Origin of the sequence: Brevibacterium otitidis (assembly GCF_042429315.1) — a bacterium.
GTDB classification, from domain to species: Bacteria; Actinomycetota; Actinomycetes; order Actinomycetales; family Brevibacteriaceae; genus Brevibacterium; species Brevibacterium otitidis.
This window is the reverse complement of record NZ_JBHMAU010000018.1, coordinates 1-26,913: the sequence shown is the minus strand read 5'-3', so window position 1 is coordinate 26,913 and position 26,913 is coordinate 1. Positions and strand designations below refer to the sequence as shown.

General features: G+C 66.5%; 26 protein-coding genes, 3 tRNA genes and 2 pseudogenes. 21 read left to right on the top strand and 10 right to left on the bottom strand.

The features are described 5' to 3' along the window. Nucleotides 1-115 precede the first annotated feature (115 nt). The 3 genes from ACFFN1_RS01550 (at nt 116) to ACFFN1_RS01540 (ending at nt 3,156) form a co-directional block, all read left to right on the top strand. On the top strand, nt 116-1,627 hold the full coding sequence (locus tag ACFFN1_RS01550) for a fatty acyl-CoA synthetase (RefSeq protein ID WP_376837946.1): 1,512 nt from the start codon (nt 116-118) through the stop codon (nt 1,625-1,627). Between the two features lie 85 nt (nt 1,628-1,712). Beyond that, nucleotides 1,713-1,786 (top strand) — tRNA-Val (locus tag ACFFN1_RS01545). A 281-nt stretch (nt 1,787-2,067) separates the two neighbouring features. Further along, the gene (locus ACFFN1_RS01540; protein ID WP_376837943.1) at nt 2,068-3,156 is read left to right on the top strand and encodes a glycosyltransferase; all 1,089 of its coding nucleotides are present in this window, start codon (nt 2,068-2,070) and stop codon (nt 3,154-3,156) included. Nucleotides 3,157-3,229: 73 nt separating this feature from the next. Here ACFFN1_RS01540 and ACFFN1_RS01535 read toward each other — a convergent pair whose 3' ends face one another. After that, a complete protein-coding gene (locus tag ACFFN1_RS01535) occupies nt 3,230-3,619 on the bottom strand; it encodes a DUF4870 domain-containing protein (protein ID WP_102160702.1) in 390 nt (129 codons plus the stop codon). Nucleotides 3,620-3,732: 113 nt separating this feature from the next. On the opposite strand from ACFFN1_RS01535, the gene ACFFN1_RS01530 reads away from it, so the two are divergent. The 8 genes and pseudogenes from ACFFN1_RS01530 (at nt 3,733) to ACFFN1_RS01495 (ending at nt 11,558) form a co-directional block, all read left to right on the top strand. Continuing rightward, nucleotides 3,733-4,395 carry a hypothetical protein gene (locus ACFFN1_RS01530; RefSeq protein ID WP_376837941.1) on the top strand — a complete coding sequence of 221 codons (663 nt, stop codon included), beginning with the start codon at nt 3,733-3,735 and terminating at the stop codon, nt 4,393-4,395. Beyond that, nucleotides 4,392-4,688: a transcriptional regulator gene (locus ACFFN1_RS01525; protein WP_191726325.1), complete on the top strand. Its 297-nt coding sequence runs from the start codon at nt 4,392-4,394 to the stop codon at nt 4,686-4,688. Before ACFFN1_RS01530 ends, ACFFN1_RS01525 begins: the two co-directional genes overlap by 4 nt. After that, nucleotides 4,688-5,632, top strand: coding sequence for an ABC transporter ATP-binding protein (locus tag ACFFN1_RS01520; RefSeq protein WP_376837939.1), 945 nt, complete (start codon nt 4,688-4,690; stop codon nt 5,630-5,632). The genes ACFFN1_RS01525 and ACFFN1_RS01520 overlap by 1 nt, the downstream gene beginning before the upstream one ends. 24 nt (nt 5,633-5,656) lie before the next feature. Continuing rightward, on the top strand, nt 5,657-6,448 hold the full coding sequence (locus ACFFN1_RS01515) for an ABC transporter permease (RefSeq protein ID WP_376837937.1): 792 nt from the start codon (nt 5,657-5,659) through the stop codon (nt 6,446-6,448). A 375-nt stretch (nt 6,449-6,823) separates the two neighbouring features. After that, nucleotides 6,824-8,070: pseudogene (locus ACFFN1_RS01510) on the top strand (MFS transporter). Nucleotides 8,071-8,231: 161 nt separating this feature from the next. Next, nucleotides 8,232-8,987, top strand: a pseudogene (locus ACFFN1_RS01505) (aminopeptidase P family N-terminal domain-containing protein); the annotation flags it as partial. Nucleotides 8,988-9,136: 149 nt separating this feature from the next. Beyond that, nucleotides 9,137-9,868, top strand: a complete 732-nt coding sequence (locus tag ACFFN1_RS01500) for an IclR family transcriptional regulator (protein ID WP_376837935.1) — start codon at nt 9,137-9,139, stop codon at nt 9,866-9,868. A 55-nt stretch (nt 9,869-9,923) separates the two neighbouring features. Further along, nucleotides 9,924-11,558: an FAD-binding dehydrogenase gene (locus tag ACFFN1_RS01495; protein ID WP_376837932.1), complete on the top strand. Its 1,635-nt coding sequence runs from the start codon at nt 9,924-9,926 to the stop codon at nt 11,556-11,558. A gap of 77 nt (nt 11,559-11,635) precedes the next feature. Here the strand turns inward: ACFFN1_RS01495 and ACFFN1_RS01490 are convergent, their stop codons facing one another. Genes ACFFN1_RS01490 through ACFFN1_RS01475 form a run of 4 tightly spaced genes read right to left on the bottom strand, consistent with a single transcriptional unit; the run spans nt 11,636 to nt 14,036 of the window. Further along, on the bottom strand, nt 11,636-12,235 hold the full coding sequence (locus tag ACFFN1_RS01490; RefSeq protein ID WP_376837930.1) for a methylated-DNA--[protein]-cysteine S-methyltransferase: 600 nt from the start codon (nt 12,233-12,235) through the stop codon (nt 11,636-11,638). A gap of 46 nt (nt 12,236-12,281) precedes the next feature. Then, nucleotides 12,282-13,118 (bottom strand): M48 family metalloprotease, encoded by an 837-nt coding sequence (locus ACFFN1_RS01485; RefSeq protein ID WP_376837927.1) that lies wholly within the window; start codon nt 13,116-13,118, stop codon nt 12,282-12,284. A 3-nt stretch (nt 13,119-13,121) separates the two neighbouring features. Further along, on the bottom strand, nt 13,122-13,556 hold the full coding sequence (locus ACFFN1_RS01480; RefSeq protein ID WP_376837925.1) for a BlaI/MecI/CopY family transcriptional regulator: 435 nt from the start codon (nt 13,554-13,556) through the stop codon (nt 13,122-13,124). An 18-nt stretch (nt 13,557-13,574) separates the two neighbouring features. After that, nucleotides 13,575-14,036 (bottom strand): TetR family transcriptional regulator, encoded by a 462-nt coding sequence (locus ACFFN1_RS01475; protein ID WP_376837924.1) that lies wholly within the window; start codon nt 14,034-14,036, stop codon nt 13,575-13,577. 75 nt (nt 14,037-14,111) lie between these two features. Between ACFFN1_RS01475 and ACFFN1_RS01470 the strand changes: the two genes are divergently transcribed. Then, nucleotides 14,112-14,188, top strand: a tRNA-Pro gene (locus tag ACFFN1_RS01470). Nucleotides 14,189-14,212: 24 nt separating this feature from the next. Here ACFFN1_RS01470 and ACFFN1_RS01465 read toward each other — a convergent pair. Continuing rightward, on the bottom strand, nt 14,213-14,608 hold the full coding sequence (locus ACFFN1_RS01465; RefSeq protein WP_376837922.1) for an HIT family protein: 396 nt from the start codon (nt 14,606-14,608) through the stop codon (nt 14,213-14,215). A gap of 112 nt (nt 14,609-14,720) precedes the next feature. Then, nucleotides 14,721-15,167: a DUF3052 domain-containing protein gene (locus tag ACFFN1_RS01460; RefSeq protein ID WP_376837920.1), complete on the bottom strand. Its 447-nt coding sequence runs from the start codon at nt 15,165-15,167 to the stop codon at nt 14,721-14,723. 328 nt (nt 15,168-15,495) lie between these two features. Between ACFFN1_RS01460 and aceE the strand changes: the two genes are divergently transcribed. From aceE to ACFFN1_RS01430, 6 genes are all read left to right on the top strand, one after another. Beyond that, nucleotides 15,496-18,255 carry a pyruvate dehydrogenase (acetyl-transferring), homodimeric type gene (gene aceE, locus ACFFN1_RS01455; protein WP_376837918.1) on the top strand — a complete coding sequence of 920 codons (2,760 nt, stop codon included), beginning with the start codon at nt 15,496-15,498 and terminating at the stop codon, nt 18,253-18,255. A gap of 143 nt (nt 18,256-18,398) precedes the next feature. Beyond that, nucleotides 18,399-19,610 (top strand): PucR family transcriptional regulator, encoded by a 1,212-nt coding sequence (locus ACFFN1_RS01450; RefSeq protein WP_376837916.1) that lies wholly within the window; start codon nt 18,399-18,401, stop codon nt 19,608-19,610. Between the two features lie 57 nt (nt 19,611-19,667). Further along, a complete protein-coding gene (locus tag ACFFN1_RS01445) occupies nt 19,668-20,606 on the top strand; it encodes an ACP S-malonyltransferase (RefSeq protein ID WP_376837914.1) in 939 nt (312 codons plus the stop codon). 35 nt (nt 20,607-20,641) lie between these two features. Further along, nucleotides 20,642-21,652 carry a beta-ketoacyl-ACP synthase III gene (locus ACFFN1_RS01440; protein ID WP_376837913.1) on the top strand — a complete coding sequence of 337 codons (1,011 nt, stop codon included), beginning with the start codon at nt 20,642-20,644 and terminating at the stop codon, nt 21,650-21,652. A gap of 167 nt (nt 21,653-21,819) precedes the next feature. Next, nucleotides 21,820-22,071, top strand: coding sequence for an acyl carrier protein (locus ACFFN1_RS01435; protein WP_376837911.1), 252 nt, complete (start codon nt 21,820-21,822; stop codon nt 22,069-22,071). 81 nt (nt 22,072-22,152) lie between these two features. Beyond that, complete coding sequence (locus tag ACFFN1_RS01430) at nt 22,153-23,394, top strand: beta-ketoacyl-[acyl-carrier-protein] synthase family protein (protein WP_376837909.1); 1,242 nt, start codon at nt 22,153-22,155, stop codon at nt 23,392-23,394. Nucleotides 23,395-23,604: 210 nt separating this feature from the next. On the opposite strand, the gene ACFFN1_RS01425 is transcribed toward ACFFN1_RS01430, so the two are convergent. After that, a complete protein-coding gene (locus ACFFN1_RS01425) occupies nt 23,605-24,096 on the bottom strand; it encodes a DUF3145 domain-containing protein (protein WP_102160700.1) in 492 nt (163 codons plus the stop codon). 225 nt (nt 24,097-24,321) lie between these two features. Between ACFFN1_RS01425 and ACFFN1_RS01420 the strand changes: the two genes are divergently transcribed. Next, nucleotides 24,322-24,398 (top strand) — tRNA-Ile (locus ACFFN1_RS01420). Between the two features lie 75 nt (nt 24,399-24,473). Here the strand turns inward: ACFFN1_RS01420 and ACFFN1_RS01415 are convergent. Beyond that, nucleotides 24,474-25,049 carry a tyrosine-type recombinase/integrase gene (locus tag ACFFN1_RS01415; RefSeq protein ID WP_376837907.1) on the bottom strand — a complete coding sequence of 192 codons (576 nt, stop codon included), beginning with the start codon at nt 25,047-25,049 and terminating at the stop codon, nt 24,474-24,476. 60 nt (nt 25,050-25,109) lie between these two features. On the opposite strand from ACFFN1_RS01415, the gene ACFFN1_RS01410 reads away from it, so the two are divergent. Both ACFFN1_RS01410 and ACFFN1_RS01405 read left to right on the top strand, forming a co-directional pair. Further along, nucleotides 25,110-25,442 carry a hypothetical protein gene (locus ACFFN1_RS01410; protein ID WP_376837905.1) on the top strand — a complete coding sequence of 111 codons (333 nt, stop codon included), beginning with the start codon at nt 25,110-25,112 and terminating at the stop codon, nt 25,440-25,442. Further along, a complete protein-coding gene (locus ACFFN1_RS01405; protein ID WP_376837902.1) occupies nt 25,435-26,472 on the top strand; it encodes a phage portal protein in 1,038 nt (345 codons plus the stop codon). The genes ACFFN1_RS01410 and ACFFN1_RS01405 overlap by 8 nt, the downstream gene beginning before the upstream one ends. Here the strand turns inward: ACFFN1_RS01405 and ACFFN1_RS01400 are convergent. Next, on the bottom strand, nt 26,427-26,913 hold a 487-nt coding region (locus ACFFN1_RS01400), incomplete at its 5' end, for an IS3 family transposase (RefSeq protein ID WP_376837900.1). The two genes, ACFFN1_RS01405 and ACFFN1_RS01400, sit on opposite strands and share 46 nt — an antisense overlap.

Genomic DNA, 26,913 nt, shown 5'->3' with positions numbered 1-26,913 from the left:
TTTCACCTGCTGAGAACATTCGGCGCCAGCCGCCTGTCCGTGCTAATTCGCCGCCGTGACCGCCACGTGAGACCCGGTGCAGAAGCGGCATCACCCCTGCCGCATAATCGGTGTTATGAATCACATCACTGCTCTCAATGCCAGCACCATCTCCGCTGCGATCGCGCGGACTGCACGCCGCAGCGCCAGCAGTGTCGGCGTTGCCTTCGCCGAGCGCACGTGGACGTATCCGCAGCTCGATCTCGCCATCACTGCCGTCGCCCGTCACCTTGCCGCACTGGGCCTCAACAAGGGCGACCGCGTCGCCGCTTACGGCCAGAACTCCGACCTCTACCTCATCGTGTTTCTCGCCGCTGCCCGCGCCGGTCTCATCCATGTGCCGGTCAACTACCAGCTCAAGGGCGACGAGCTGGAGTACATCCTCACCGACTCCGGCGCCGGGGTCGTCATCGCCGATGCCGACCTCATGCAGCATGTCGAGGCCACCGAGGCCGGTCAGGCCGCACGCCGCATGACGATGGACGAGCTTCTGCCCGTGTCCACTGCCGCCGACACCGCACCGCTGGCCGATGACGAGTTCGATGTCATCGACACCGATCCGGTGCAGCTGCTCTACACCTCGGGCACCACTTCGGCACCGAAGGGTGCGGTCATGACGCATCGCTCGCTCATGCACGAGTACCTCAGCTGCCTCGATGTGCTCGACTTCTCCGCTGCCGACCGGCAGGTCCATGCCCTGCCGATGTATCACTCCGCGCAGATGCACGTGTTTCTCATTCCGAGCCTGCTCAAGGGCTCGCACAACATCATCGTGCCAGCACCGGTGCCTGCTGAGCTCATCGAGATCTTCGAGCAGGAGAAGATCACCTCGTTCTTCGCCGCTCCGACGGTGTGGGTGGCGCTGGCGAACACGCCGGCGTTCTTCGAGCGCGATCTCTCCAGTCTCAAGCGCGCCTACTACGGCGCTTCCATCATGCCCGGACCGGTGCTGACGAAGCTGCGGGAGCACCTGCCGGAGCTCGGGTTCTACAACTGCTTCGGTCAGTCCGAGCTCGGCCCGCTGTGCTCCGTGCTGCGGCCGGAGGAGCATGACGACCACCCGGGTTCGGCCGGGCGCCCAGTCCTCTTCGTCGATGCCCGGGTCGTCGATCCGATGGGTCAGGAGGTCGGCCCCGGTGAGCAGGGTGAGATCGTCTACCGGTCGCCGCAGCTCATGCGCGAGTACTGGAACAAGCCCGAGGCGACCGAGGAGGCGCTGCGGGATGGCTGGTTCCATTCCGGTGACCTCGTCATCGCCGATGAGGAGGGCTTCATCGAGGTCGTCGACCGCGTCAAGGACGTCATCAACACCGGCGGTGTGCTGGTGGCCTCCCGGCAGGTCGAGGATGCGATCTTCGAGCTCGATGCCGTTGCCGAGGTGGCCGTCGTCGGCATGCCCGATGACAAGTGGATCGAGGCGATCACCGCGTTCGTCGTGCCGAAGGGCGAGATCACCGAGGATGCGGTCATCGACCACGTCAAGGAGCGCCTGGCTCCGTTCAAGGTGCCCAAGGCCGTGCACTTCGTTCAGGAGCTGCCGAAGAACACCTCGGGCAAGATCCTCAAGCGCGAACTGCGCGACCGCTGAGTGCGACAGCCGTGCCATGCCGCTGGGCGCCTCCCGGCCTGCTCGTATGGCATACTGTTGTCCGGTCGGAGGCGACTCCGGCTGGGGGCCTATAGCTCAGTTGGCTAGAGCATCTCGTTTACACCGAGAGGGTCGGGGGTTCGAGTCCCTCTGGGCCCACATTTGTGAAGTCTCGGGACATCGTTCACTCGATGTCCCGAGACTTCTTTCTGCTTCAGCGGCGATCGTGCGCGTCGCCCTTCCGGGTTTCGGGCCGGGCGGGTTTCATCCGTGTGCACGTGTGTGCGGTGTCTCGACGGTCGTGCAGTCGGGGCCTGCTCATCGGTGGAGACCTCGCTCGGCCGCGGTGGCCGGCACAGCTGCAGTAACGTGAGTCGAGGAAGCACAAGTGCATGCGCTCCAGTTCCGCCCGCCGAACCCGATGCCGAAAGGATGTGGCAGTGAAGGCACTCTTCTTCACCGCCGACCTCGGGGGCAATGTCCCGCCGATCCTTGCCGTGGCCCAGGAGCTGGCAGACAGAGGCTGGGATATCGAAGTCGCTGGCCTGGCCGCTGGCCAGTCCGCATACGTCCAGCCGCACTTCCCGGCAGGGATCGCAGCCGGCCCCGTCTCGGGAATGGGCATCACACGCATCGCATCGATCGCCAGAATCACCGCCAGCCCGAATGCACGCAACGACGCTGCAGCGATCATCGCCTCCAGCCAGCCGGACGTCATCGCCGTCGACTGCCTGCTGCTCACTCCGCTGCGCGCCGCCCTCGCCTCCAGCATCCCGGAGGTCGTGCTCGCCCACACCTTCGGCAAGTATTGGTCTCGGCTGTATCACCCATTCGCCGCCACGAGCCTCGACCTGTTCGGTGTGAGCCTGAGCAGGTATTGGGATCAGGCTGCGGCACGGCTCATGCTCACCGATGCCGAACTCGACCCCGGCAGCCGCGATCCAGTGCTGAGCCACTGCACGTGGACTGGATCGACCGAACAGGCGTCCCCTCCGAGCCCACGCGCATCTGGGCGCCGACCCCGCGTCCTCGTCTCACTGTCGACGACGGACTGGCCCGGCATGCAGCCGATCTACCGGCGCGTCATTGAAGCGCTCTCCCACCTGCCGGTCGATGCAGTCGTCACCACCGGCAATGCAGCATTCACCGATGCACTCAAGGGCGCGGGCAATGTCGAGGTGCACGGCTGGCTCGATCACGCCGCGCTGATGCCGCAGATGGATCTGCTCATCGGGCATGGCGGTCATTCGACGACCCTCAAGGCGCTCGCCCACGGCATCCCGGTTCTCGTGCTGCCGGTCAACCCGGTCTCTGATGAAGCCGGAATCGGTGATGTGCTGCGCGCTCGCAGGTTGGGAATGCGCATGCGGCCTTCGGCGCGTCCGCGCAGGCTGGCGACTGCGATCACGTCACTGCTGACGGACAGCGCTGTGCGTGAGAATGCCGCCTCCCATGGGCGGCGGCTGCGCGGCCTCCGACCCGGTGCTGCAGTGGCAGCCGACCACATCACCCGCGTCGCCGCGAGATGAGAGACCTGCCGTAGCCCAATCGGGGGCTGAAGCTGTGATCAGCTCCAGTCCCTGGTTGTGTGCCGTGCGTCTGTCAGCGCAGCAGCGGAAGGGTCAGCGGGTAGCGGTACTTCTGGTAGCGGGAGGCGGCCATCGCCGCGATGATCGGGATGACGATGCTGACGATGTAGATGACTGCCCAGATGATCCAGGCTGCCGGCAGCAGGATGACGGTGAAGGCGAGGATCGAGGCGACCATCGACGCCAGCGCCAGGGTGACGGCGAAGTTGAAGGAGCCGGCTGCCGCATTGCGGACGAGGTCGCTCTTGTCCTTGTAGATGAACCAGAAGATGAGCGGGCCGACGAAGGCCAGCATTCCGAGGCTCAGCACCGCGGAGATGATGAGCGAGAGGTGGCACAGGATCGCCCAGGTGCGGTCGGTGGACTGGTGGCTGGTCTGGTGCGGGGCGTATGTCTCGTTCATGTTCACCATTCTCCCCTGCTCAGCTGAGCGCCACCATGCGGTTTTCCTCCGCGTGCCTACTGCGGCGATCCAGAGAGTTGACACAAAGCAGTTTGTATTACAAACTGATTTGCATGAGTCAGATGCCGCAGCAGAACCCCAACCCGCACAACGCCGAGGGCGCACCAGCTCTCAACCCGCGTCGCGCACTGGAGATCGCCACCTCCGGGCAGCGCACGATCAGCCGGCGTGAGCAGCGGGCCGGGATCATCACGTCGCTGCTGTGGTCGGTTGCCTGGCTCGTCGGATACAGCGCCATGGCCGCCGCCTACGTCTTCGGGCTCATGCCCGCAGCCATCGCCGGCATCATCTTCGCCACCAGCATGACGACTGCCCTCATCGCCACGAGCATCATCAATGTGCGCGCAGCCTCAGGCCGCCGCGGCCCTGCCGCCCGGCAGGGCACGCTCTACGGCGTCACCTGGGCGCTCGTCGTCACCGTCATGATCGTCGTGAGCATGCAGCTGGGCACCTATCTGCAGAACCCGCAGGTCATCGGCTGGCTGGCCAACGCGGTCGCCGTATTCGGCGTCGGCATCATGATCGTCATGGGCGGCGTCATCTTCTCCGACCGGACGATGTTCGGATTCGGCATCGGGGCGATCGTGGCCCTCATCATCAGCCTGCTGGTCGGCCCGGAGCTCTTCACGCTCGTCTTCGTCGCTGCATCCCTGGCTGGACTCGTCGTCAGTATCATCGCCCTGGGGCGCACCTGGCGGGAAGCAGGCCGGTCATGACGGCACTGGATCCGGTCATCCACGCTGATTCGCGCCTGCGCATCATGGCCGCCCTGGCCGGGCTGCCGGCCGGTGACGAGGTGCTCTTCACCCGCCTGCGCAAGGACCTGTCGATGACCGCCGGGAATCTCTCCACCCACCTGCGCAAGCTCGAAGAAGCCGGCTACCTCACCCAGACCAAGACCATCGAAGGCCGCACACCGGCCACCTACCTCTCCCTCACCGCCACCGGCCGTGCGGCCTATGAGACCTACCTGACCAATCTGCGCACCATCCTGGAAGGAAACCCCTGATGTCACCGACCCCCACCCTCAGCCAACTGCAGCGCACAAACGCGCCCACCGCCTCGGGACCGGCCGCTGTAACCGTCGACAACGTCGCCAAGTCCTTCGGCACCACCACCGTGCTCTCGCGCATGAACCTGCGCATCACCCCCGGCGAGGCCGTCGGGATCCTCGGGCCCAACGGCGCAGGCAAGTCCACACTGCTCTCCCTCATCACCGGTGAGCGGACCCCTGACGCCGGCAGCGTGGCGATCTTCGGAGCCAACCCACGCACACCCGAGGCGCGGCGCACGATGGGCGTGACCCCGCAGGCGACCTCCCTGCCGGAGGTGCTCAAGGTCCGCGAGGTCCTCGATTTCGTCGCCGCGCACTACCCGAACCCGCTACCGGCGAGTGAGCTGCTCGACGATCTCGACCTCACCGCACTGGCCGGCAAGCAGTGCGGCGGGCTCTCCGGCGGGCAGAAGCGCCGCGTCATGCTCGCTGTCGCGCTCGTCGGCAATCCCGACATGCTCGTCCTCGATGAGCCCTCGACCGGTCTCGACGTCGAATCCCGCCAGCAGGTGTGGCAGCGCATCCAGGCGTTCAGCGCAGCCGGTGGCACCCTGCTTGTCACCAGCCACCACTTCGATGAGATCGAGCGCCTCGCAGACCGGGTCGTCATGCTCGCCGACGGGCAGATCATCGTCGACGACCAGCTCGAACGCGTGCGCACCGCTGTGGACCTGCGCCACGTCACCGTCACGCTGCCCGACACCCCCGAGTCGATTATCGCCGCACTGCCCGGTGTCACCGGAATCCAACCCGGTGAGGGCGCCCGGCAGGTCATCACCTGCAGCGATTCCGACGCCTTCATCCGCGCCCTCATCGCCGAGGGCCTGCCATTCACCGATCTCGAAGTGCGCGGGGCCAGCCTCGAAGAGGCCGTCGCCGTCCACACAGCAGGTCACTGACCGACAGCACCGACAGGAGCAGCCATGCCCACCACCGCCGCCCCGGCTCTTTACCTCCCGCATCTCATCTACCGCACCCGCGACACCCTGCGCGTGCCAATCGTCGTCATCTCCGCCGCCGTCTTCCCCGTCATGGTCTTCGCGATCTTCTTCCTGCCGTTTATGGACGGAACGCCTGCCGACCAGCAGGCAGCCGTCGCCTTGGCCGGGGTCGCCCAGCTCGGGCTCATGGGCGTGGTGAGCACCTTCCTGTTCAACTACGGGATCGGCATCGCCGAGGAGCGCAAGGCCGAATGGTCGAACTACCTGCGCACCCTGCCAGCCGGCCCGGGCCCGTTCTTCTCCGCCCGCGTGGCGGTGGCGGTTATCGTCGTGCTCATCGCCGTCGTGCCGCTGTTCATCGTCGCGATGGCCGCCACCCCGGTGCTCGAGCCCTTCGTCGCCGGTGAGCTGGGTTGGTGGCGTCTGGCCGCGCTCATCCCGGCGTGGATTCTGGCAGCGCTGCCGTTCCTGTTCGGCGGTCTGCTCATCGGCTACCTCGCCACGCCGAAGGCCGCGGTGGCGATCACTCAGATCGCCTTCCTGCCCTTCGCCGCAGTCGGCGGGCTCATCCTGCCAGTGCAGGCGATGCCCGGCTGGCTCAACGCGATCTCCGAGTTCACCCCGGCCCGCCCTGGCCGAGATGCCGTTACCGCGCTCATCGGCGAGGGCTCGGTCGACATGCTCAATGTCGTCGTGTGGCTCGGCTGGCTCGTCCCGCTCATCATCGCCGCCGTCTGGGCGCACCGCCGCGATGAGGGCCGCCGCTTCTCCTGACCCACTCCCCTCAATCACCCTCGCAACAGACGGTCCGGCATCCGAGACGAGGCCGGACCGTTGTCGTGTCGCTCACCAGGACAATCACCGCTGACCACGCCAAGCGGGAACTCCCCGCCGTCGATCCTTGACCGTGACCTGCGCCACACGTGCTGTTGATGCAACACCGTTGCATTTTATGCAACTCATGAGTTCTCTGCTTCCAAAGGAGGAAGCCATGGTCTTGGAACCGAAAGCCCCCCCAGCCCTGACACCGCGCCCGAAGGGACGCGACCGCACCCGGTGCGCAGCACCTCGGGCGCCTACGGGCCTACGCTCAGCGGCCAAGGACGCACCTACCCCGACGGCGTCGATCGCGCCACCCGGCGGCGGGTCATCGCCGCCAGCTTCATCGGCAACTTCGTCGAATGGTTCGACTACGCCGTCTACGGCTACCTCGCCACCACCATCGCGGTGGTGTCTTCCCCGAAAGCGACCGCCAGGTGGCACTGCTCTCGACGTTCGCACTCTTCGCCATCAGCTTCCTCATCCGCCCGATCGGCGGGTTCTTCTGGGGTCACCTCGGCGATCGGGTCGGCCGGCGCGTGGCATTGAGCTGGTCGATCCTGCTCATGTCGCTGGCAACCTTCTGCATCGCCCTCGTCCCCGGATATGCGACCATCGGGTTCTGGGCGCCACTCCTGCTGCTCGTCATGCGCATCGTCCAGGGCTTCTCCGCCTCCGGTGAGTATGCCGGAGCCTCGGCCTTCCTCGTCGAATACGCCCCACCCCACCGCCGCGGGATCTACGCCGCAATCGTGCCGGCCTCGACGGCGACCGGACTGCTCATGGGCTCACTCATCGCCGCACTCCTCTACGGCGTGCTCTCCCCCGATCAACTCTCCGACTGGGGCTGGCGGATCCCGTTCCTGCTCGCCGCTCCGATGGGCCTCATCGGCCGCTACATCCGCACGAAGCTTGAAGACACCCCGGTGTTCAAGGAGATGGCCGCTGAGGACGAGGCGATCAAGGCACCAGCCGGAGACCTGTTCAAGAATCACTGGAAGGTGCTCATCCTCGCCTCCGGAGCCGTGCTGCTCAACGCCGTGGGCTTCTACCTGCTGCTGAGCTACATGCCGACCTACCTCACCGAGGTTGTCAAGTTCAGCCCGACCCTGTCGAACCTCTCGACGACTGTGGCACTGCTGACCTACATCGGCTTCATCCTGCTCACCGGGCTGCTGTCCGACCGGCTCGGCCGCAAGAAGGTCCTCATCTCCGCCTCGGTGCTGTTCATGCTGCTGACGGTGCCGCTGTTCATGGTGCTCGACACCGGAATCTTCGTCCTCATCATATGCGTCCAGGTGGCACTCGGTGCGCTGCTGACCCTCAACGATGGCACTCTGCCGAGCTTCCTTGCCGAGCAGTTCCCGCCCCGCGTGCGCTACTCCGGCTTCGCGGTGTGCTTCAACCTGTCTAACGCGCTCTTCGGCGGCACAGCCCCATTCATGGCGACCTTCCTCATCGCCGCCAGCGGCTCGGATCTCGCACCGGCCTGGTACCTCGTCACCGCAGCGCTCGTCTCCCTCATCGCCGTGGCCCTGGCGAAGGAGACCTTCCGCAAACCGCTCGAACACGACTGACCACCACAGCACCACCACTGCTTGACACCCAACCCGATCCTGCCCGAAAGGAGACTCACATGTCCTTCACCGCACCCCACACGGCCGCTCCTCCCACCACGGCCGGGGCACCCAACCCAGCCGATCCGCCGCAGGCGACCCCCGCCTCGGCGGCGGAGGCCATGGCAGCCGAACGGCTGAAGATCATGCACAACGGCCAGAAGGTGCCGCTGACCTTTTCCCCTGCTGAGTTCGAGCGACGGCTCGGCGGGCTGCGCCAGATCATGGCCGCGCAGGACTGCGACGCTGTGGTGCTGACCTCGTATCACGGGATCAAGTACTACTCCGACTTCCTCTTCACCTCCTTCGGCCGCTCCTATGCGCTCGTGGTGACGCCGGAGGATTCGGTGTCGGTGAGTGCGAACATCGACGCCGGGATGCCGTGGCGGCGCAGCCACGGAGAGAACATCGTCTACACCGACTGGCGACGCGACAACTACTTCTTCGGCATCACCGAAGCGCTGCGCACCCGCGGCATCCACACCCGCCGGATCAGCGTCGAATACGACTTCCTCACCCTCGACCAGCATGCGAAGCTTGCAGCGGCGCTGCCCGATGCCGAGCTCGTCGACATCAGTGCTGCGGCGATGCGGCAGCGGATGGTGAAGTCAGCTGAGGAGATCGAGGTCATCACGCACGGCGCGCGCATCGCCGACATCGGCGGGTACGCGGTGCGCGAGGCGATCCGGGAGGGCATCAGCGAATACGAGGTCGCCCTCATCGGCACCGCGGCGATGGTCCACGAGATCGCCCGCACCTTCCCCGACTCCGAGATCCGCGACACGTGGGTATGGTTCCAGTCCGGCATCAATACCGACGGGGCGCACAACTGGGCCACAACCCGCAAGCTGGAACACGGTGACATCCTCTCCCTCAACTGACGGCGGGTACCGGGAGCACGACATCCTCGTCGTCGAAGAGAACGGTGCCCGCAACATCACCGGGTTCCCGTTCGGACCTGAGCACAACATTCTGTGACCAGTGGTGACCTGCCGCGCCCGCTAGGCTGTTGACAAGGAGGAAGACGATGCGAGAGTCCGATCCGGCAGCCGGGCGTGGCAGGTCCGTGACCGCGAACATCCTGGCAGTGCTGCGCTGCTTCTCCGTCGACGAGCCGCTGCTCGGTGTCACGGAGCTGGCAGCCCGCCTCGACCTGCACAAGTCCTCTGTCTCACGCATTCTCTCCGCCCTTGAAGCCGAAGAGGTCGTCGAGCAGGATCCGCATTCGAAGAAGTACCGGCTCGGCCTCGGCCTGCTTGCCATCGCCGGGCCGATGCTCGCGACCCTTGATATCCGCCGGTTCGCACTCCCCGTGCTCACCGAGCTCAGCGTGTCGACCGGGGAGACTGCCGCACTGACGGTGTGGAGTGCTGCTGAGGCGGTCGTCGTCGAGCAGGTGGCCAGCACCCAGATCATCAAGCACACTGTGCCGCTGGGCACCCGCTACACCAACCTCGACTCCGCCTCGGTGCAGGTCTTCGCCGCCGAGGCGGGGGCCACCGGCCAGCACCCAGAACCAGGACTCACCGCACGCCTGGAGGAGGTGCGCATGCGCGGATACGCCGTCAACCATGCCGCGACCTCTCCAGACGTCGTCGGCATCGCCGCCGGGGTCCGCGATCACCGCGGCGAACTCGTCGCAGCCATCATCGTCGCTGCCCCCCTGTACCGGGTGCCCGATGACCGGATCGGCGAGCTCGGGGATGCCTGCGCGGCTGCGGCAGCGGACCTGTCGATGCGCCTGGGCCACCGCAGCTGATCATCTGCGTGACCTGCCTCACGTAAGCTGATGCCAGGCAAGGGAGGGAGCCGTCATGCACATCGTCGTCATCGGTTCGGGATTGGCCGGCATGGTCGCCGCCACCGAGGCCTGCGAGGCTGGGTCGACCGTAACGCTTCTCGATCAGGAGTCGGAGAACAACCTCGGCGGGCAGGCCTATTGGTCCTTCGGCGGGCTGTTCCTCATCGACTCGCCCGAGCAGCGACGGATGGGCATCCGCGACTCCCTCGACCTGGCCCACCGCGACTGGATGTCGACTGCCGGATTCGATGAGGCCGACGAGTGGCCGCGCCGCTGGGCGGAGGCCTACCTGGAGTTCGCCGCCGGTGAGAAGCGCGCCTGGCTGGCGGCCAAGAGCCATCGGCTCTTCCCCATCGTCGGCTGGGCTGAGCGCGGTGATGGCCGGGCCGACGGGCACGGCAATTCGGTGCCGCGCTTCCACATCACCTGGGGCACCGGGCCCGGGGTCGTCGAACCGTTCCTCATCAGCGCCAAGGAGCACGTGCGCACCGGCCGGCTCATCCCCCGCTTCCGGCACAAGGTCACCGAGCTCACCCGCTCGCCTGCCGGCGTCACCGGAGTGGCCGGTCGCGTGCTCGCCCCCGATCCCGCCCCGCGCGGGCGGCCCACCACGCCCGAGGCGGTCGGTGACTTCTCGATCGCTGCCGATGCCGTCATCATCGCCTCCGGTGGGATCGGCGGGAACCACGAGCTCGTGCGCGCGGCCTGGCCGCAGCGCCTGGGCCGCGCCCCGCAGTCGCTGCTCACCGGCGTACCGGCCTACGTCGACGGGTCGATGTTCCCCGTCGCCCAGGCTGCCGGCGCGCACATCCACGCCCCGGACCGCATGTGGCACTACGTCGAGGGGATCCGGAACTGGAACCCGATCTGGCCCGGCCACGGCATCCGCATCCTGCCCGGACCCTCCTCCCTGTGGCTCGATGCCGACGGTGACCGCCTGCCGGCCCCGAACTTCCCCGGCTTCGACACGCTCGGCACCCTCGGGCACCTGCGCTCCGGGGGTCATAAGCACTCCTGGTTCATCCTGAATGAGCGGATCATCTCGAAGGAGTTCGCGCTGTCCGGCTCGGAGCAGAACCCCGATCTCACCGGGCGCTCGGTCCGCAGGCTCGCCGGCCGCCTCGGCTCCGGGCCGCCCAGGCCGGTGGCCGACTTCCTGCGCCACGGCGAGGACTTCCTCACAGCTGCAACAGTCCCTGAACTCGTCGACCAGATGGCCCGGCTCGAACCGGCCCATGCACTCGATGCCGCAGCGATCGGTGAGGTCATCGCCGCCCGTGACGCGCAGCTGGCCAACGGCTTCGGCAAGGATGCGCAGCTGGCTGCCATCCGCGATGCCCGCGGCTACCGCGGCGATCGGCTCATGCGCACGGCTGCCCCGCACCGGCTGACCGATCCAGCCGCTGGCCCGCTCATCGCCGTCAGGCTGCGGACGCTGACCCGCAAGACCCTCGGCGGACTGCTCACGGACCTCGACGCGCGGGTCCTCGACTCCTCTGGCCGGCCGATCTCCGGCCTCTTCGCCGCAGGTGAGGCTGCCGGTTTTGGCGGAGGCGGCATGCACGGCCACCGCTCGCTGGAGGGCACGTTCCTCGGCGGCTGCCTGTTCTCCGGGCGGGTCGCCGGCCGCGCCGCTGCCCGCGGCTGAGGAACCTGTAGGCGGGCTCGCCTCTCAGCGCCGATGACGCAGCCGGTGGCCTCGCACACCTGCTGTGCGCAGCCGGCTCAGCGTTCAGCGGCTTCGAGCTCCAGGAGCAGCTCCTTGGCTTCCAGTCCTCCGCGGTAGCCGCCCAGGCTGCCATCGGCGCGCAGCACTCGGTGGCAGGGCACGATGAACGGGATCGGGTTCTGTGCGCACCCGGAGCCGACTGCCCGCACAGCGTTCGGCCGGCCGAGGGCTGTTGCGATCTCGCTGTAGCTCTGGGTGGAGCCGAACGGGATCGTCATCAGGTGCCGCTGCACCTGGCCGCGGAAGCCTGTCGCCAGGCGCCAGTCGAGTGGTAGGTCGAAGTCGCGGCGCTGACCGGCGAAGTACTCGTCGATCTGCGCGGCGAACGGCTGCAGCTGTTCCGGCGCTTCGACGACCTGCGGGGTGATCTGGGCGGCCAGTTCGGCCAGCACAGCGTCGATTCCTTCGCTTTCGAAGGCCACGCGCACGAGCCCGAGCTCGGTGGCTGCCAGCAGCAGCCTGCCGATGGGTGAGTCGATGACTGTGTAGCCGACGAGTGCGGAGCCGGAGCAGGCGGCGGCGTGGTCGTCGAGCAGCTGGCGCATCCGGCGCCGGTGCTCCTCATCGAAGGGAGGAAGAGTGCTGAGCTTCTTCATGCGCTGTCGTCCGTTTCTGTGCGCTGTGACCACTGGTGGGCTCAGCTTAGGCGACGCGGAAGTCCGCCGGCACCTGCAGCCGGTGGGTGAGCGTCCACTCTCCCAGGGTCAGGCGCTCAGCCCGCAGGTCCAGCGACGGATCCCCGGTCTGCTGGGAGACAGCGGCCAGGGCGTTAGCCAGATGCACGGCACCGGCACGGGCGGCGGCGCTGTCATCGGCGGCGAGTTCGACGAGCAGGGTGATCGAGCGCTGCAGCGCCTGCCCATAGGCCAGCCACCGGGGCGACATCGCCTCCGTGAGCGCGGCGATGCGCAGCAGCAGTTCGTGGCGGCTGCGCACATGGGCGTACTCGTGGGCGACGATCGTCTGCAGCTGGGCGGCGCTCAGCAGCTGCTGCATGCCCGTCGAGACGATGACGAGCGGCCGGGCCCCAACCCCCGCCTCGGCCGGGGCGCGATCGACGGCATAGGAGAACACCTCCGGCGATTCGACGCGCGCGAGCACGAAGGCATCGCGCTGGCTGCGGGAGATGATGTGCGGCTCCAGCGCGGCAACGGCCTTATGGACCGAGCGCACGCGCGCGAGGTGGCAGTGTTTGAGGCGGATCCACACGGCAGCGGCTGCGCTCATGAGCACGCTGACGGCCACCGGGATGAGCAGATGCGCCGGACGCAGATAGCCGGCGACGGCGGTGACGATGAGCAGGGTGCCGCTCAGCACTGTTGTGAGCAGCCCACAGATGACGGCGAGGAGCGAGAGCATCCACACCCGCAGCGCGGCCGCCGGACGGCGCAGCGCCCAGGCCCCGGGTGCCAGCAGGCGCGGGGCGGTCAGCAGGATCGCAGCGGTGAGGGCGGCGCTGACGATGACGACGGTGAGCATTGCTCAGCTGCGCCTGCGGTCTCGCTTCCGGGCAGCGGCGCGGGCGGCATCCTTGCGGGCGTGCCGGGTCTGCGCCTGCTGCAGCGAGGAGCGCAGAACATCGAGGTCGGTCTCGCTCAGGTGGCCGGCGAAGGCCATGAGGGTGGCCCTGCGGTCGCCGGATGAGGAGAGCACGCTCACCATCCGGTCGCTGGCGTAGGCATCGCGGCTCTGTGCGGCGGCGAAGCGGATCTTGCGCGGTGAGGGATCAGAGCGCACAACCATGTCCTTGCGCTCGAGGCGTTCGAGCGTCGTCATGATCGTCGAGTAGTTCGGCCGGCGCCCGGCGAACCGGTCGCTGACCTCGTTGACGCTCAGCTGCTCCTCGGCATCCCAGAGGATCTCCATGACCTCAGCTTCGAGTTCGCCGCGTTCGCGCCGGCTGTTGAGTCCTGTCATCGCCACCCCTCCTGCCGGTCAGGATATCAGCCGCGACACGCCCGCAGCGAAGCGCGCACCGGCGCTCGGGTCGGGGCGTTCGAAGTCCATCCGGTGCTGTTCGAGGATGAGCGCGCCGACGATGAAGTCCATGAGGGTCTCTCCCCCGCTCGTGCGGAACGCCTCGGGGATGAGCTCTTCGCCGTCGAAGGCCAGGCCGAGGGCGTAGATCTCGGCGCCGTCACGGTAGCGCAGCAGCACACTGCGCAGCGCCCAGGCGAGATCCGCGGCCCCGCTGCCCTCCGCCGCGGCGACGGCGGCGGCGAGCATCCGGCGGGCCAGCAGCACGAAGAGCTCCTGCTTGTTCTTCACATGCCAGTACAGCGCCGAGGGCTGGACGTCGAGCTCGCGGGCGAGGCGGCGCATCGACAGATCGCCCATGCCGAACTGCGAGAGGATCCGCAGGGATGTGTCGATGATCGCCTGTTGCGACAGCGCCATTCAGGCCTCTTTCCCGACTCCGCGGCAGGCGGTTTTTGACGTCGGCTGGTCTCGGGGTATAGTTGTCTCCGCTGACGGGATATGGCGCAGCTTGGTAGCGCGCCTCGTTCGGGACGAGGAGGTCGTGGGTTCGAATCCCGCTATCCCGACCAGATGGGCCGGTGGCCCGGTGAGAATCAGAGTGCTTCTCTGATCCGCTGGGCCACCGGCTCAAGTGTTTCCGGGCCCTGCAGCTCAGCGGCGCGCTGGCGGGCGTCGAAATCGGCCACCGAGTTCGTCGGCCACACGTGCACATGGGTGTGCGGGACCTCGTAGCCCTGGATGAGCACACCGATCCGCTCACAGTCGAAGACCTGCTGCTGCGCGGTGCCGATGCGCTGCGCCACGTCCATGAGGTGGCTCAGCAGCTCCGCCGGCACATCGAGCCAGTGGTCGATCTCCTCGCGCGGGACGACGAGCGTATGGCCCTCGGTCAGCGGCAGCGCGTCGAGGAAGGCGACGCAGCTGTCGTCTTCGTACACAATGGCGCCGGGGATCTCTCCGTTGATGATCTTGGTGAAAAGCGTCGCCACTCTCCATCACTCCTTACTCACAGTGGGGCAGGTGTTCTCGCCATGGGGCAGATGGTGAAACGCCCGCACAGGGCGGCTGCTCTGCGCGGGCGGACAGCGGGTGCCGGAGCACTCAGCTGAAGTTCTTCTTGGCTTCGAGCCGGAATCCCGACCAGTCCGGGGCTGCACTGATGGTCTTGGTCATGTGCATGCCGGCGGTGGGGGCGGCATTGGTGATGTCACCGGGGGCGATATGGCCTTCGCGCTTGGCCTTGGGGGTCAGCAGCCAGATGATGCCGCCGTCGGTCAGCGTGGTCTGGGCGTCGACGATGCCGTCGATGAGGTCCGGATCGTCCGAACGCCACCACATGACGATGACATCGAACACATCGTCGACGTCTTCGTCTGCCATCTCCTCCCCGATCACCGCCTCGATCGCATCGCGCAGATCGAAGTCCACATCGTCGTCGTAGCCGATCTCCTGGACGTACTTTCCAGGGGTGAGGCCGAGGGCATTCGCAGTGCTGCTCTCGGCAGCCGCGTCCTGAGGAAGGGTCCTTTCAGAAGGAGTTGTGCTCATAGCCATATTGTTGCCCGCTTCACTGCCCTGGGCAACTGACCGGGCCGGTCTGCCGCTCACCAATGCCGGACGCCGTGGTGTTCCAGCGTGATTGCCGAGGTGTGCGGCCGCCTGCGCCGAGGTGTGCGGGCCCTGGCAGCTGCGCGTTCCGGCATCCGGAATCGCACCCTGGGCTGTGATGAGCGGCATTCTTCACCCGGGCGGAAAGTGGCATAGGCTGGTATCGAAGAACCCCAAGGGCGGGATGCTGCTGCGGCCACCACCGCTGTATGCCTCGCGCCCGCCGTCCGCCAGACGGTGAGTCCGTCCCTACGAGAGGACATGCACAGTGGCCAATCAGAAGCGAGGAATCATCCTCAACGGCCTGCCCAGCCAGGTCCCGGACATCGATCCGGAGGAAACCCAGGAATGGCTCGACTCCCTTGATGCTCTCGTCGATGCCGGTGGGCGCTCCCGCGCCCGCTACATCATGCTCAGCCTCATCCAGCGGGCCCGCGAGCAGAGCCTCGGCGTCCCCAGCCTCACGGCAACGGACTACATCAACTCGATCGCACCCGAGGACGAGCCCTGGTTCCCCGGCGATGAGGAGCTCGAGCGCCGCTTTCGCCGCTGGATCCGCTGGAATGCCGCTGTCATGGTCCACCGCGCCCAGCGCCCCGGCATCGAGGTCGGCGGACACATCTCCACATACGCCTCGGCCGCGACCCTCTACGAGGTCGGCCAGAACCATTTCTTCCGCGGCAAGGATCACCCCGGCGGCGGCGACCACGTCTTCTACCAGGGCCACGCCTCGCCGGGTATGTACGCCCGTGCCTTCCTCGAAGGCCGCCTGAGCGCCGACGAGCTCGACGGCTTCCGCCAGCAGGCCTCGCACTGGATCGACGGCGAGCCCTCCGGTCTGCCGTCCTACCCGCACCCGCACCAGATGCCGGACTTCTGGGAGCACCCGACCGTGTCGATGGGCCTGGGCCCGATGAACGCGATCGCACAGGCCCAGTTCAACAAATACCTGCACAACCGCGGCATCAAGGACACCTCCGAGCAGCGCGTGTGGGCCTTCCTGGGCGACGGCGAGATGGACGAGCCCGAAAGCCGCGGCATGCTCCAGTACGCCGCATACGAGGAGCTCGACAACCTCACCTTCGTCGTCAACTGCAACCTGCAGCGCCTCGACGGCCCGGTGCGCGGCAACGGCAAGATCATCCAGGAGCTTGAGTCGTTCTTCCGCGGCGCCGGCTGGAACGTCATCAAGGTCATCTGGGGCCGCGAATGGGATGCCCTGCTCGCCCGCGACCGCGACGGCGCGCTCGTCAACCTCATGAACAACACCCCGGACGGCGACTACCAGACCTACAAGGGTGAGGACGGCGGCTTCGTCCGCGACAACTTCTTCGGCCGCGATCCGCGCACCAAGGCGCTCGTCGAGGACTACACCGATGAGCAGATCTGGCAGCTCAAGCGCGGCGGCCACGACTACCGCAAGGTCTACGCCGCCTACAAGGCCGCCGTCGAGCACACCGGTCAGCCGACCGCGATCCTCGTCAAGACCATCAAGGGCTACTCGCTCGGACCGCACTTCGAGGCCCGCAACGCGACCCACCAGATGAAGAAGATGGGCCTGGAGGACCTCAAGATGGCCCGCGACCACTTCTCCATCCCGATCTCGGACAAGGAGCTGGAGGAGAACCCGGAGCTGCCGCCGTACTACCACCCGGGCCCCGACGCCCCGGAGATCAAGTACATGCTCGAGCGGCGCCGTCAGCTCGGCGGCTTCAGCCCCGAGCGCCGTGACCGCAAGGTCGAGATCAAGCTGCCGGAGGACAAGCTCTTCGACATCGGCCGCAAGGGCTCCGGCAAGCAGCAGATCGCCACGACCATGGCCTTCGTGCGGATCCTCAAGGACCTCATGCGCGATAAGGAGTTCGGCAAGCGCGTCGTGCCGATCATCCCCGATGAGGCCCGCACCTTCGGCATGGACTCGTTCTTCCCGACGGCCAAGATCTACAACCCGCACGGGCAGAACTACGTCTCCGTCGACCGGGATCTGTTCCTGGCCTACAAGGAGGCCACCGACGGTCAGCTCATGCACATGGGCATCAACGAGGACGGCTCGACCGCTGCCCTCACCGCTGTCGGCACTTCCTATGCCGCCCACGGCGAGCCGATGATCCCGTTCTACATCTTCTACTCGATGTTCGGTTTCCAGCGCTCCGGCGACGCCTTCTGGGCCGCCTGCGACCAGATGGCCCGCGGATTCATCCTCGGCGCCACCGCTGGACGCACCACCCTGGTGGCTGAGGGTCTGCAGCACGGCGACGGACACTCGCATGTGCTGTCGTCGACGTACCCGTCGATCATCTCCTATGACCCGGCCTACGCCTACGAGATCGCTCATATCGTCCGCGACGGCCTGCACCGGATGTACGGCGAGGACGACGGCCGCGATCCGAACGTCATGTACTACATCACGATGTACAACGAGCCGATGCTCCAGCCGGCTGAGCCGGAGGGCCTCGACGTCGACGGTCTGCTCAAGGGCATCTACAAGCTCAAGGACGGCCCGCAGCTCGACGGACCCAAGGTGCAGCTGCTCGCCTCCGGCGTCGCCGTGCCGTGGATCCTCGAAGCCCAGGAGCTGCTGGAGAAGGACTGGAACGTCTCGGCCGATGTGTGGTCGGTGACCTCGTGGCAGGAGCTCCGCCGCGATGGCCTGGCCTGCGACGACGACCGTCTGCTGGCCCCCGACGCCGAGGCGCGGGTCCCGTTCCTGACGCAGCAGCTGGCCGACACCGAGGGACCGGTCATCGCCACGAGCGACTACACCCGCAGCGTGCCGGACATGATCCGCCAGTATGTGCCGGGCCATTTCACCTCGCTCGGTGCTGACGGCTACGCGATCTCCGATACGCGTCCGGCGGCCCGCCGCCACTTCCTCATCGACGCCCCGTCGGTGGTCGTGCAGTCGCTCATCAGCCTCGGTGATCTCGGCATCGTCGATCCGAAGCTGGCCGCCGAGGCGGCGAAGAAGTACCAGCTCGACGATCCGCGGGCCGGTGCCACCGGTTCGACGGAGGGTGCCGGCGCCTGAGTGTGAGTCTCAGGTGAGCAGAGCGCACGCGGGCAGAGCTCAGCCGCGCTGAGCATCCGCAGCAGAAGCGGGAGGGACACACCCCTCCCGCTTTTGTTGTGAATGCACAATCTCATTGTGCCCGTTCGGGTAGAGTGGTCTCCATGTCCGTTCGCTCCGATGATGCGGCCGCCCATGTGCGCGCCCGCGCCGAGACGACCCGGCGGCTCAAGGCCGGTCAGGCGCTGCTGCACAAGCTGACCCTGCAGCGGCTGGAGGCCCGCCTCCCGTGGTACCGCAAGATGAGCGCGGCCGACCGCGGCTGGGTCGTGGTGCTCGCGAACTCCGGCATCGCCTCCTTCATCGACTGGTACCGCGACCCGGATGCGCAGCTGCGGGTCGTGCAGGACATCTTCCAGTCCGCTCCGCGCGAGCTCGTCCGCTCCGTGTCCCTGCAGCAGACGCTGCAGCTGCTGCGCGTCGTCGTCGAAGTCGTCGAAGAGCGCGTCGCAGATCTCGCCCGCCCCAATGAGCAGGGCCAGCTGCGCGAGGCGGTGCTCGTGTACTCCCGGGAGATCGCCTTCGCCGCTGCCGATATCTACGCTCGTGCCGCCGAGGCGCGCGGATCTTGGGACGCCCGGCTCGAGGCGATGGTCGTCGACGCACTCGTGCGCGGGGACTCCGTCGACGAACTCGCCAGCCGCACCGCCGCCTTCGGCTGGCGCACCGAAGGCTCCGTCTATGTGCTCGTCGGCCGGGCCCCGCAGCGCACCGCCCACAAGAGCATCGACGAGATCCGCACCGCCGCGCAGAAGTGGGCGGAGGATGCGCTCGTCGGGGTGCACGACGACCGGCTGCTCATCGTCATCGGCGGCGTCGAGGACATCGACCAGGCCGCCAATGCCCTGTCGAACTTCTTCGGTCCCTCCGAGGTCGTCATCGGACCGGAGGTCAGCTCGCTGGCCGAAGCCGCCACCTCGGCAGCGGCCGCCAGCTGGGCGATGCGCACCGCGTCCGCCCGGCCGATCGTCAGCCGGCCGGTGCATGCCCGCGATCTGCTGCCCGAACGCGCGATCGCCGGTGATGCCAGCGCTGTTCGCGAGCTCATCACCCGCTATTTCGAGCCGCTGAGCGCCGGCAGCGGACAGCTGCTCGACACCGTCGCAGCCTATGTCGAGTTCGGCGGATCGCTGGAGAACACCGCCCGCTCGCTGCACGTGCACCCGAACACGGTGCGCTACCGGCTGCGCAAGATCACCGACCTCATCGGCATCGATCCGACCGAGGCGCGCTCGAGTTTCGTCATCCGAATCGCGTTGGTGTACGGCCAACTGTCAGAAGTCGGGCAATTGTCGACGCTGCACAAAAGCACGTGACGAACCACCACAGTGACGTAAGTTGAAACACGACCTCGACTGATTGGAAACGACCTAGTGCTAGTGATCGCCTGCCCGGGCCAGGGTGCCCAAAAGTCCGGATTCCTCTCCTCCTGGCTCGAACTCCCCACGTTCTCCGCAACTCTCGATGGGCTCTCCGCCGCCGCAGACCTCGATCTGCGCACCCACGGTACCGAGTCCGATGATGAAACGATCAAGAGCACCGATATCGCCCAGCCGCTGCTCGTCGCCTCGGCGATCGCCGCCTACCGTGAGCTCTTCTCCGACCTCGACGCCTCACCCGATGCGGTCGCCGGCCATTCGGTGGGCGAGATCGGTGCTGCGAACATCGCCGGGATCCTCGACGATGCTGCTGCCATGCAGTTCGTCATGACCCGCGCCACCGGCATGGCTGAGGCCTCGGCCGCGGTGCCGACCGGCATGGCCGCCGTCGTCGGGGGCGATCCGGATGAGGTGCTCACCGCAATCGAGTCCGCCGGTCTCGCTCCGGCCAATGTCAACGGCGCCAGCCAGACGGTGGCGGCTGGCGCGCTGGAGAACATCGACGTCCTCGTCACCAATCCGCCCGAGCGCGCCCGTGTCATCCCGCTCAAGGTCGCCGGTGCATTCCACACCTCGTACATGGCTCCTGCGCAGCAGCTGCTGCGCGAGCTCTCCGCACAGCTGACCGCCGCAGACCCGCAGGTGACGATCCTGACGAACGCCACCGGTGAGCCGGTGAGCTCCGGCGGCGCGTACCTCGATCTGCTCGTCAACCAGGTGACGAATCCGGTGCGCTGGGACCTGTGCCAGCAGCAGCTGCTCGACATGGGTGTCACCGGCCTGCTCGAACTCGTTCCCGGCGGTACGCTCACGGGCCTGGCCAAGCGGGCAATGCGCGGAGTCGAGACCTTCGCACTGAAGTCGGCGGCCGACCTCAACGAGGCACGTGCCTTCGTCACGGCCCACGCCGGCCAGTCCCCTGCAGAATCCTGAAGCGGCATTCTGTCGCCGACAGAGAAGAGGTTCCCATGACAGCACCGACACTGCAGACCACACCGGCCGGCCGGTTCTCGACGATCACCGGGATCGGCGGCTACCGCGGCGAGATCACCGTCCGCAATGACGACATCGTCGAGCCTATCGACTCCTCCGATGAGTGGATCCGCCAGCGCACCGGCATCATCACCCGCCGGTACGCCAGTGAGGACGTCGGCGTCGCCGAGATGAGCGAGGAGGCTGCGCTCGAGGCGATCGCCAATGCCGGGCTCAAGCCCTCCGACATCGGCGGCATCATCATCGCCACCGTCACCTTCCCGTATCCGACGCCCTCGGCGGCAGCCCAGCTCACCGACCGCCTCGGGACCGGCCCGATCCCGGCCTGGGACATCTCCGCTGCCTGCGCCGGCTACTGCTACGCCATCGCACAGGCGGATGGCCTCGTGCGCTCGGGTGTCATGGACAATGTCCTCGTCATCGGCGCGGAGAAGCTTTCGGACTGGATCGATCCGACCGACCGCTCGATCTCGTTCATCCTCGCCGACGGCGCGGGCGCGGTCGTCGTGTCCGCCTCCGATGAGCCGGGCATCGGCGCGAGCGTGTGGGGCTCCAAGGGTGAGAACTGGGAGACCATCCGGATGACCAACTCGCTGCTCGATCTCAAGCAGAACCCCGCCGGCGGCACCTGGCCGACCCTGCGTCAGGACGGCCCGAGCGTGTTCCGCTGGGCAGTGTGGGAGATGGCCGAGGTCGCCCAGCAGGCCCTCGACGCCGCCGGCGTCGGACCGGACGACCTCGCCGCCTTCGTCCCCCACCAGGCGAATATGCGCATCATCGATGAGCTGGCCAAGCAGCTGAAGCTGCCGGAGTCGGTCATCATCGGACGCGATATCGCCGACAACGGCAACACCTCCTCGGCGTCGATTCCGCTGGCGACCGAACGGCTGTTGCGCGAGCATCCGGAGCTCTCCGGGGGGCTGTCGCTGCAGATCGGATTCGGCGCCGGACTCGTCTACGGCGCGCAGGTTGTGCGCCTCCCATGACCCGCGCTGCAGGGGCGCCGCCGCCCGGACACGACCTGCCCGGGCGGCTGGCTTCTTGCATCTGCGCGATCCGCATGACGTAGGATTCTGACGGGACAACTCGTCGAATCACGTTCCACCAGCCGGCCGGTGAACCTGGCCGGGAAGCATTGAGAAAGAAGGAAGAAATGGCACATAGCGAAGCTGATGTCCTCTCGGGACTCGCTGAAATCGTGAACGAAGAGACCGGTCTGGCCACCGAAGCTGTCGAGCCGGGCAAGTCCTTCACCGACGACCTCGACATCGACTCGATCTCGATGATGACGATCGTCGTCAACGCTGAGAAGAAGTTCGGCGTGAAGATTCCGGATGACGACGTCAAGGATCTCGTCACCGTGCAGGACGCTGTCGACTACATCGGCAAAGCACAGCAGGCCTAAGAATTCCGATCACGGGGCGGCCGGCCTCAGCAGCCCCTCCGCCCCGTGATGGATCCCAACCGATTCGACGAGGTTGATCACATGACTTCCACAGTTGTCGTCACCGGCATCGGTGCCGTGACACCCATCGGCACGTCTGCCGACGCCACCTGGCAGGCAGCGCTCAAGGGAACCTCGGGCGCCCATACTCTCGACAACACCTGGTCTGAGGACTATGGCATTCCCGTCAGCTTCGCTGCCACTGTCGACCGCAGCGTCGTCGAGGAGCGCCTCAAGCGCGTGCAGGCCAAGCGCCTCGACCCCTCCAGCCAGTTCGCCCTCATCGCCGCCCGCGAGGCGTGGGAGGACGCACAGACCCCCGAGGTCGACCCCGAACGCCTCGCTGTCTCCTGGGCCACCGGCATCGGCGGCGTCTGGACCCTGCTCAACGCCTGGGACACCCTGCGCGAAGAGGGCTCCCGCCGCGTCATGCCGCTGACGGTCCCGATGCTCATGCCGAACGCTCCGGCAGCCGCGATCGGCATGGATCTCAAGGCCCGCGCCGGCGTGCAGACCGTCGTCTCCGCGTGCGCGTCCTCGACCGAGAGCCTCGGTCAGGCCGTCGACGTCATCCGCTCCGGCAAGGCCGATGTCGTCATCGCCGGCGGTTCGGAGTCCGCCGTGCACCCGATCACCCTGTCGGCGTTCTCGTCCATGCAGGCGCTGTCGCGCCGCAACGACTCCCCGGAGACCGCATCGCGTCCCTATGACGTGGACCGCGACGGGTTCGTCATGGGCGAGGGAGCTGGTGCGCTGGTGCTCGAAAGCGAAGAGAGCGCCAAAGCCCGCGGCGCCAAGATCTACGCTGAGATCGCCGGCTGGGGCGTGTCGAACGACTCGCACCACATCACCGCGAACGAGCCCGAGGGCAAGTACGCGCTGCACGCGATGCAGCATGCCGTCGACAATGCCGGCATCGACGTTGCTGACATCAAGCACATCAACGCCCACGCCACCTCGACACCGGTCGGTGACGTGCCCGAATCGCTGGCGGTCAACGCGCTGCTGGGTGAGAACGTCTCCGAGGCGCTCGTCTCTGCCACGAAGTCCATGACCGGGCACCTGCTCGGTGGCGCTGGTGCCGTTGAGGCGATCCTCGCTGTGCTGGCGACGCACCATCGTGTCGCCCCGCCGACGATCAACATCGAGAATCTCGATCCAGAGATCAAGCTCAATGTCGTCCGCGACACTCCGGCGGATCTGCCCAGCGGTGACTTCGCTGCGCTGACGAACTCGTTCGGCTTCGGCGGTCACAACGCCGTGTGCGTCATCAAGACCGTCTGACAGCATTACGACCGGTCTCCGGTTGCGCATGATTCAGGGCCTGCAGTCATCCACGACTGCAGGCCCTGATTCGTCTGTGCGTCGGCGCGACACGGACGCGTGAGCTATAGAGCGCCGGCATCGCAGAGGCAGCCTGCGGGCAGGAGGAAGACACCGAAAGGCCAGGTGTGCCCCGCAACAGCTGCTGCGATGCCAGCGCTTGTCAGTGAGTCAGACTGCGGTGGTCAGCCAGCGCACCGGAGCGCCGTCGCCGGCGTAGCGGAAGGCTTCGAGCTCGTTGTCCCAAGCTTCACCCAGGGCGCGCTGCATGAGCGATTCAAGCTTCTCGGGATTGCCGGCTGCGCGCTCCATGACAGAGCGGATGATGTCTTCGGAGACCATGATGTTGCCGTGCACGTCGGTCACGGCATGGTAGATGCCCAGGCGCGGTGTGTGGCTCCAGCGACCGCCGTCGGCACCGGGTGAGGGCTCCTCGGTCACCTCGTAGCGCACGCCCTCCCAGCCGCGCAGCGCTGAGGCGATGCGCGCACCGGAGCCTGCCGGGGCACGCCAGCAGATCTCGGCACGGAACGTGCCGGGTGCGGCCGGCTGCGGCGACCAGTCGAAGGCCGCCTGCGCGCCGATTGCCCCGCCCGCGGCCCATTCGATGTGAGGGCACAGCGCACGAGGTGCTGAGTGGACGAAGAGTACGCCCTGAGTCATATCCATTTCTGCCTCCTGAGCTTTCGGATACGTCTTCCCCTACGATCCGAACAGGAGGATGGCACCAGCATAGACGATCGCCGTCCCTGGTCAAAAGACATTCGGGCAGGTGGCGGAACTCTCCTCCCCCCGCTGGCGACGGGGCTTCTGCTGCCAGGGCGAGGGTTCTTCTCTGCTAATCTGTTGCTGGCTTCAGCGCGCGGATGAGAACCGCAGCAGATGCTGGCCCCCATAGCTCAGCTGGTTAGAGCAGAGAACTCATAATTCTTTGGTCGTCGGTTCAAGTCCGACTGGGGGCACCAAACCCGCTGATGAGCGCGGCAACCACAGAGATACGCCCTGGCTCCGCACACGCAAATGACACGCTTATGACACGGTTACAGCTCCGCTGTCACGAGCTCATCGAGGATCCCAACAACCTCAACCGGCCCCCGGTTCGACCGAGCCACATGATGCTTGCTCGTCACGCCGAGCTCAGAATGCCCCAGCTGCGCACCAGCATGCTTCAACGACTCCGCCCGATACACAGCCGTCGCCACCGTACGACGCAGCTTGTGCGGATTCACCCGCCCAAGCCCCGCCAGCGCAGCGACCTCGTTCAGATGCTTCCGAAACGACGAACCATCCCGCCACTTGCCCGTCGCCCCCGGGAACACGATCTGGGTGTGCGGGCTGGCTTCCTCGCGCCACTTCCGCAGCGAGGCGGTCGTGAACGCCGGCAGGAACAGCTCACGTTCGGACCGATCCGTCTTCGGCAGTCCCTGCCGGAACAGCTCACGGGTGTCTGCATCGCGTGTGAGTGTGCCGGAGACTTCGATGACTGCCGGCACCGCATCAAGATCAACGTCGTCCCATGTCAGTGCCAGCAGCTCCCCGAGCCGCATCCCGGTACCAAGCAGCACATCGACAGCCGCGACGATCCGGCGGGGCGGGTACGGCCGGTCATGCCGCACCGGCTGGGAGAGCTTCGCCGGGATTGGGATCCGGTCGCTGTCGCCGGCCTAGCTGGGTCGGTGATCGAGGATCTGCTCCCGCAGTTGCGCAGATCGAATGTCCGCACTCGGCTGGTGACGTGGAAGCGCTACGCCCAAGCAGCGGCGCGGTTTTATGACGACCTGTTGGAGAAGCAGATCGTCCACTCCGGGCAGGTCGAGGTGCTCGATGCGTTCGCCAACGTCACCTCCCGCGGCGGTAAGGACAGTCTGTGGACGTGGTCACGGATTGAGAAGCACGAGGACATCACCCCGGTGATCTCGATGACGCTGGCGGTCGAAGCGCTGCTGGTGCGTGGCAAACGACAACTTGAAGGCAAACGATCTGGTGGACGGGTGGTGGCGTATGGCTGAGCTGATCTCTCCGGGCGTGCTGCAGCATGACGAGCTCCAAGACTTCTCTGAGGTTACTCGCCGTATCGACGCGCACCGTGAGCACAACTGGCGACGCACCCAGTACTACGAGGCACATCGCACGGTTCAGGACCTTGGCATCTCAACACCGCCGGGCCTTGGCAACATCGGCACGGTTCTCGGCTGGCCGGCCACCGTCGTCGACGCTCTCGAGGAGCGCCTCGACATCACAGGGTTCACCGCACCGAACATCGACACCGACAGCTTGGGCATCAACGATATTTGGAACGCCAACGAGCTCTACCGCGAGTACCCCGGCGCTCACATCGACTCCTTCATCCAGGGCGTGGCGTTCCTGGCCGTGTCTCGCGGCGGCAGCGGTGAACCAGACCCGCTTATCACCGTTGAGTCCCCGAACACGATGTCCGCGGTGTATGACCCTCGCGGCCGCCGCATCAAGGTCGCCGCCTCGGTCACCCATGACGAGAACCAGCGGGCCGTCGCGGCTTCGCTCTACCGGCCGGATTCGACCACACACGTCGAGAAGGCACCGAACGGCCGCTGGCAGGTCACGCACCGCGATAACCACGGACTCGGCAGGGTCACGGTCCGCCGACTGGTCAACAACGCCAGAGCATCCCGCCAGTGGGGGCGCTCGGAGATCACCCGCGACATCATCTACTACACGCAGGCTGCGATGCGCACCCTGCTCGGCACCGAGGTCGGCCGCGAGTTCTACTCCGCCCCGCAGCGCTGGATCATGGGCGCGAAGCAGGAGGCATTCGAACGTCCAGACGGGTCGAGAGCAACACCTTGGCAGACCTACATGGGCCGCTTCCTCGCGCTGTCGCGTGATGAGGACGACGACGAGGCCAAGGACCCGAAGGTCGGACAGTTCGACCCCGCCTCGCCGGCACCGTACATCGAGATCATCAAGATGCTCTCGATCATGGTCGCTGGATCGCCCCGAGTTTGGTGGAGAGTTCATAGCGGTACGTCAGCCACCACTGGCCGACTGGTTTCAGTGTAGTAGTGTTCCTCGAACTGCGCTGGAGCGAGGTCTCCGCAGTGCGAATGCGGGCGGGTGTGGTTATACCAATGCACCCATTCCAAAGTCGCGAATTCCACAGCATCACGACCGGTCCACGGGCCCTCGCGCCACACCACCTCTTTCTTATATAGTTTATTCAGCGCTTCTGCTGCGGCATTATCATAAGAATCTCCAGTCGAACCGACCGAGGCTTCTATTCCAGCTTCACGCAGACGCTCTGTATAAGCAATGGAGACATACTGGCTTCCCTTGTCAGAATGATGAATTAACTGGTCGGTGTTCCTGTTTTTTCGCTTCCTTTGCCATAACGCGTGCTCCAGAGCATCCAGCGCCAAATCGGTCCGCAAAGTCGTATCGACTCGCCATCCAACAATCATTCGGGAAAACAGGTCCATGACGAAAGCGACATAGACGAAACCA

Coding starts and splice junctions, on each gene's coding strand:
- ACFFN1_RS01495 (WP_376837932.1), top strand. CDS start 9,924: ATGCACATCGTCGTCATCGGTTCGGGATTGGCCGGCATGGTCGCCGCC.
- ACFFN1_RS01485 (WP_376837927.1), bottom strand. CDS start 13,118: ATGCTCACCGTCGTCATCGTCAGCGCCGCCCTCACCGCTGCGATCCTG.
- ACFFN1_RS01525 (WP_191726325.1), top strand. CDS start 4,392: ATGACGGCACTGGATCCGGTCATCCACGCTGATTCGCGCCTGCGCATC.
- ACFFN1_RS01490 (WP_376837930.1), bottom strand. CDS start 12,235: ATGAAGAAGCTCAGCACTCTTCCTCCCTTCGATGAGGAGCACCGGCGC.
- ACFFN1_RS01500 (WP_376837935.1), top strand. CDS start 9,137: ATGCGAGAGTCCGATCCGGCAGCCGGGCGTGGCAGGTCCGTGACCGCG.
- ACFFN1_RS01435 (WP_376837911.1), top strand. CDS start 21,820: ATGGCACATAGCGAAGCTGATGTCCTCTCGGGACTCGCTGAAATCGTG.
- ACFFN1_RS01535 (WP_102160702.1), bottom strand. CDS start 3,619: ATGAACGAGACATACGCCCCGCACCAGACCAGCCACCAGTCCACCGAC.
- ACFFN1_RS01450 (WP_376837916.1), top strand. CDS start 18,399: ATGTCCGTTCGCTCCGATGATGCGGCCGCCCATGTGCGCGCCCGCGCC.
- ACFFN1_RS01405 (WP_376837902.1), top strand. CDS start 25,435: ATGGCTGAGCTGATCTCTCCGGGCGTGCTGCAGCATGACGAGCTCCAA.
- ACFFN1_RS01520 (WP_376837939.1), top strand. CDS start 4,688: ATGTCACCGACCCCCACCCTCAGCCAACTGCAGCGCACAAACGCGCCC.
- ACFFN1_RS01440 (WP_376837913.1), top strand. CDS start 20,642: ATGACAGCACCGACACTGCAGACCACACCGGCCGGCCGGTTCTCGACG.
- ACFFN1_RS01550 (WP_376837946.1), top strand. CDS start 116: ATGAATCACATCACTGCTCTCAATGCCAGCACCATCTCCGCTGCGATC.
- ACFFN1_RS01480 (WP_376837925.1), bottom strand. CDS start 13,556: ATGACAGGACTCAACAGCCGGCGCGAACGCGGCGAACTCGAAGCTGAG.
- ACFFN1_RS01530 (WP_376837941.1), top strand. CDS start 3,733: ATGAGTCAGATGCCGCAGCAGAACCCCAACCCGCACAACGCCGAGGGC.
- ACFFN1_RS01475 (WP_376837924.1), bottom strand. CDS start 14,036: ATGGCGCTGTCGCAACAGGCGATCATCGACACATCCCTGCGGATCCTC.
- ACFFN1_RS01425 (WP_102160700.1), bottom strand. CDS start 24,096: ATGACTCAGGGCGTACTCTTCGTCCACTCAGCACCTCGTGCGCTGTGC.
- ACFFN1_RS01515 (WP_376837937.1), top strand. CDS start 5,657: ATGCCCACCACCGCCGCCCCGGCTCTTTACCTCCCGCATCTCATCTAC.
- ACFFN1_RS01430 (WP_376837909.1), top strand. CDS start 22,153: ATGACTTCCACAGTTGTCGTCACCGGCATCGGTGCCGTGACACCCATC.
- ACFFN1_RS01460 (WP_376837920.1), bottom strand. CDS start 15,167: ATGAGCACAACTCCTTCTGAAAGGACCCTTCCTCAGGACGCGGCTGCC.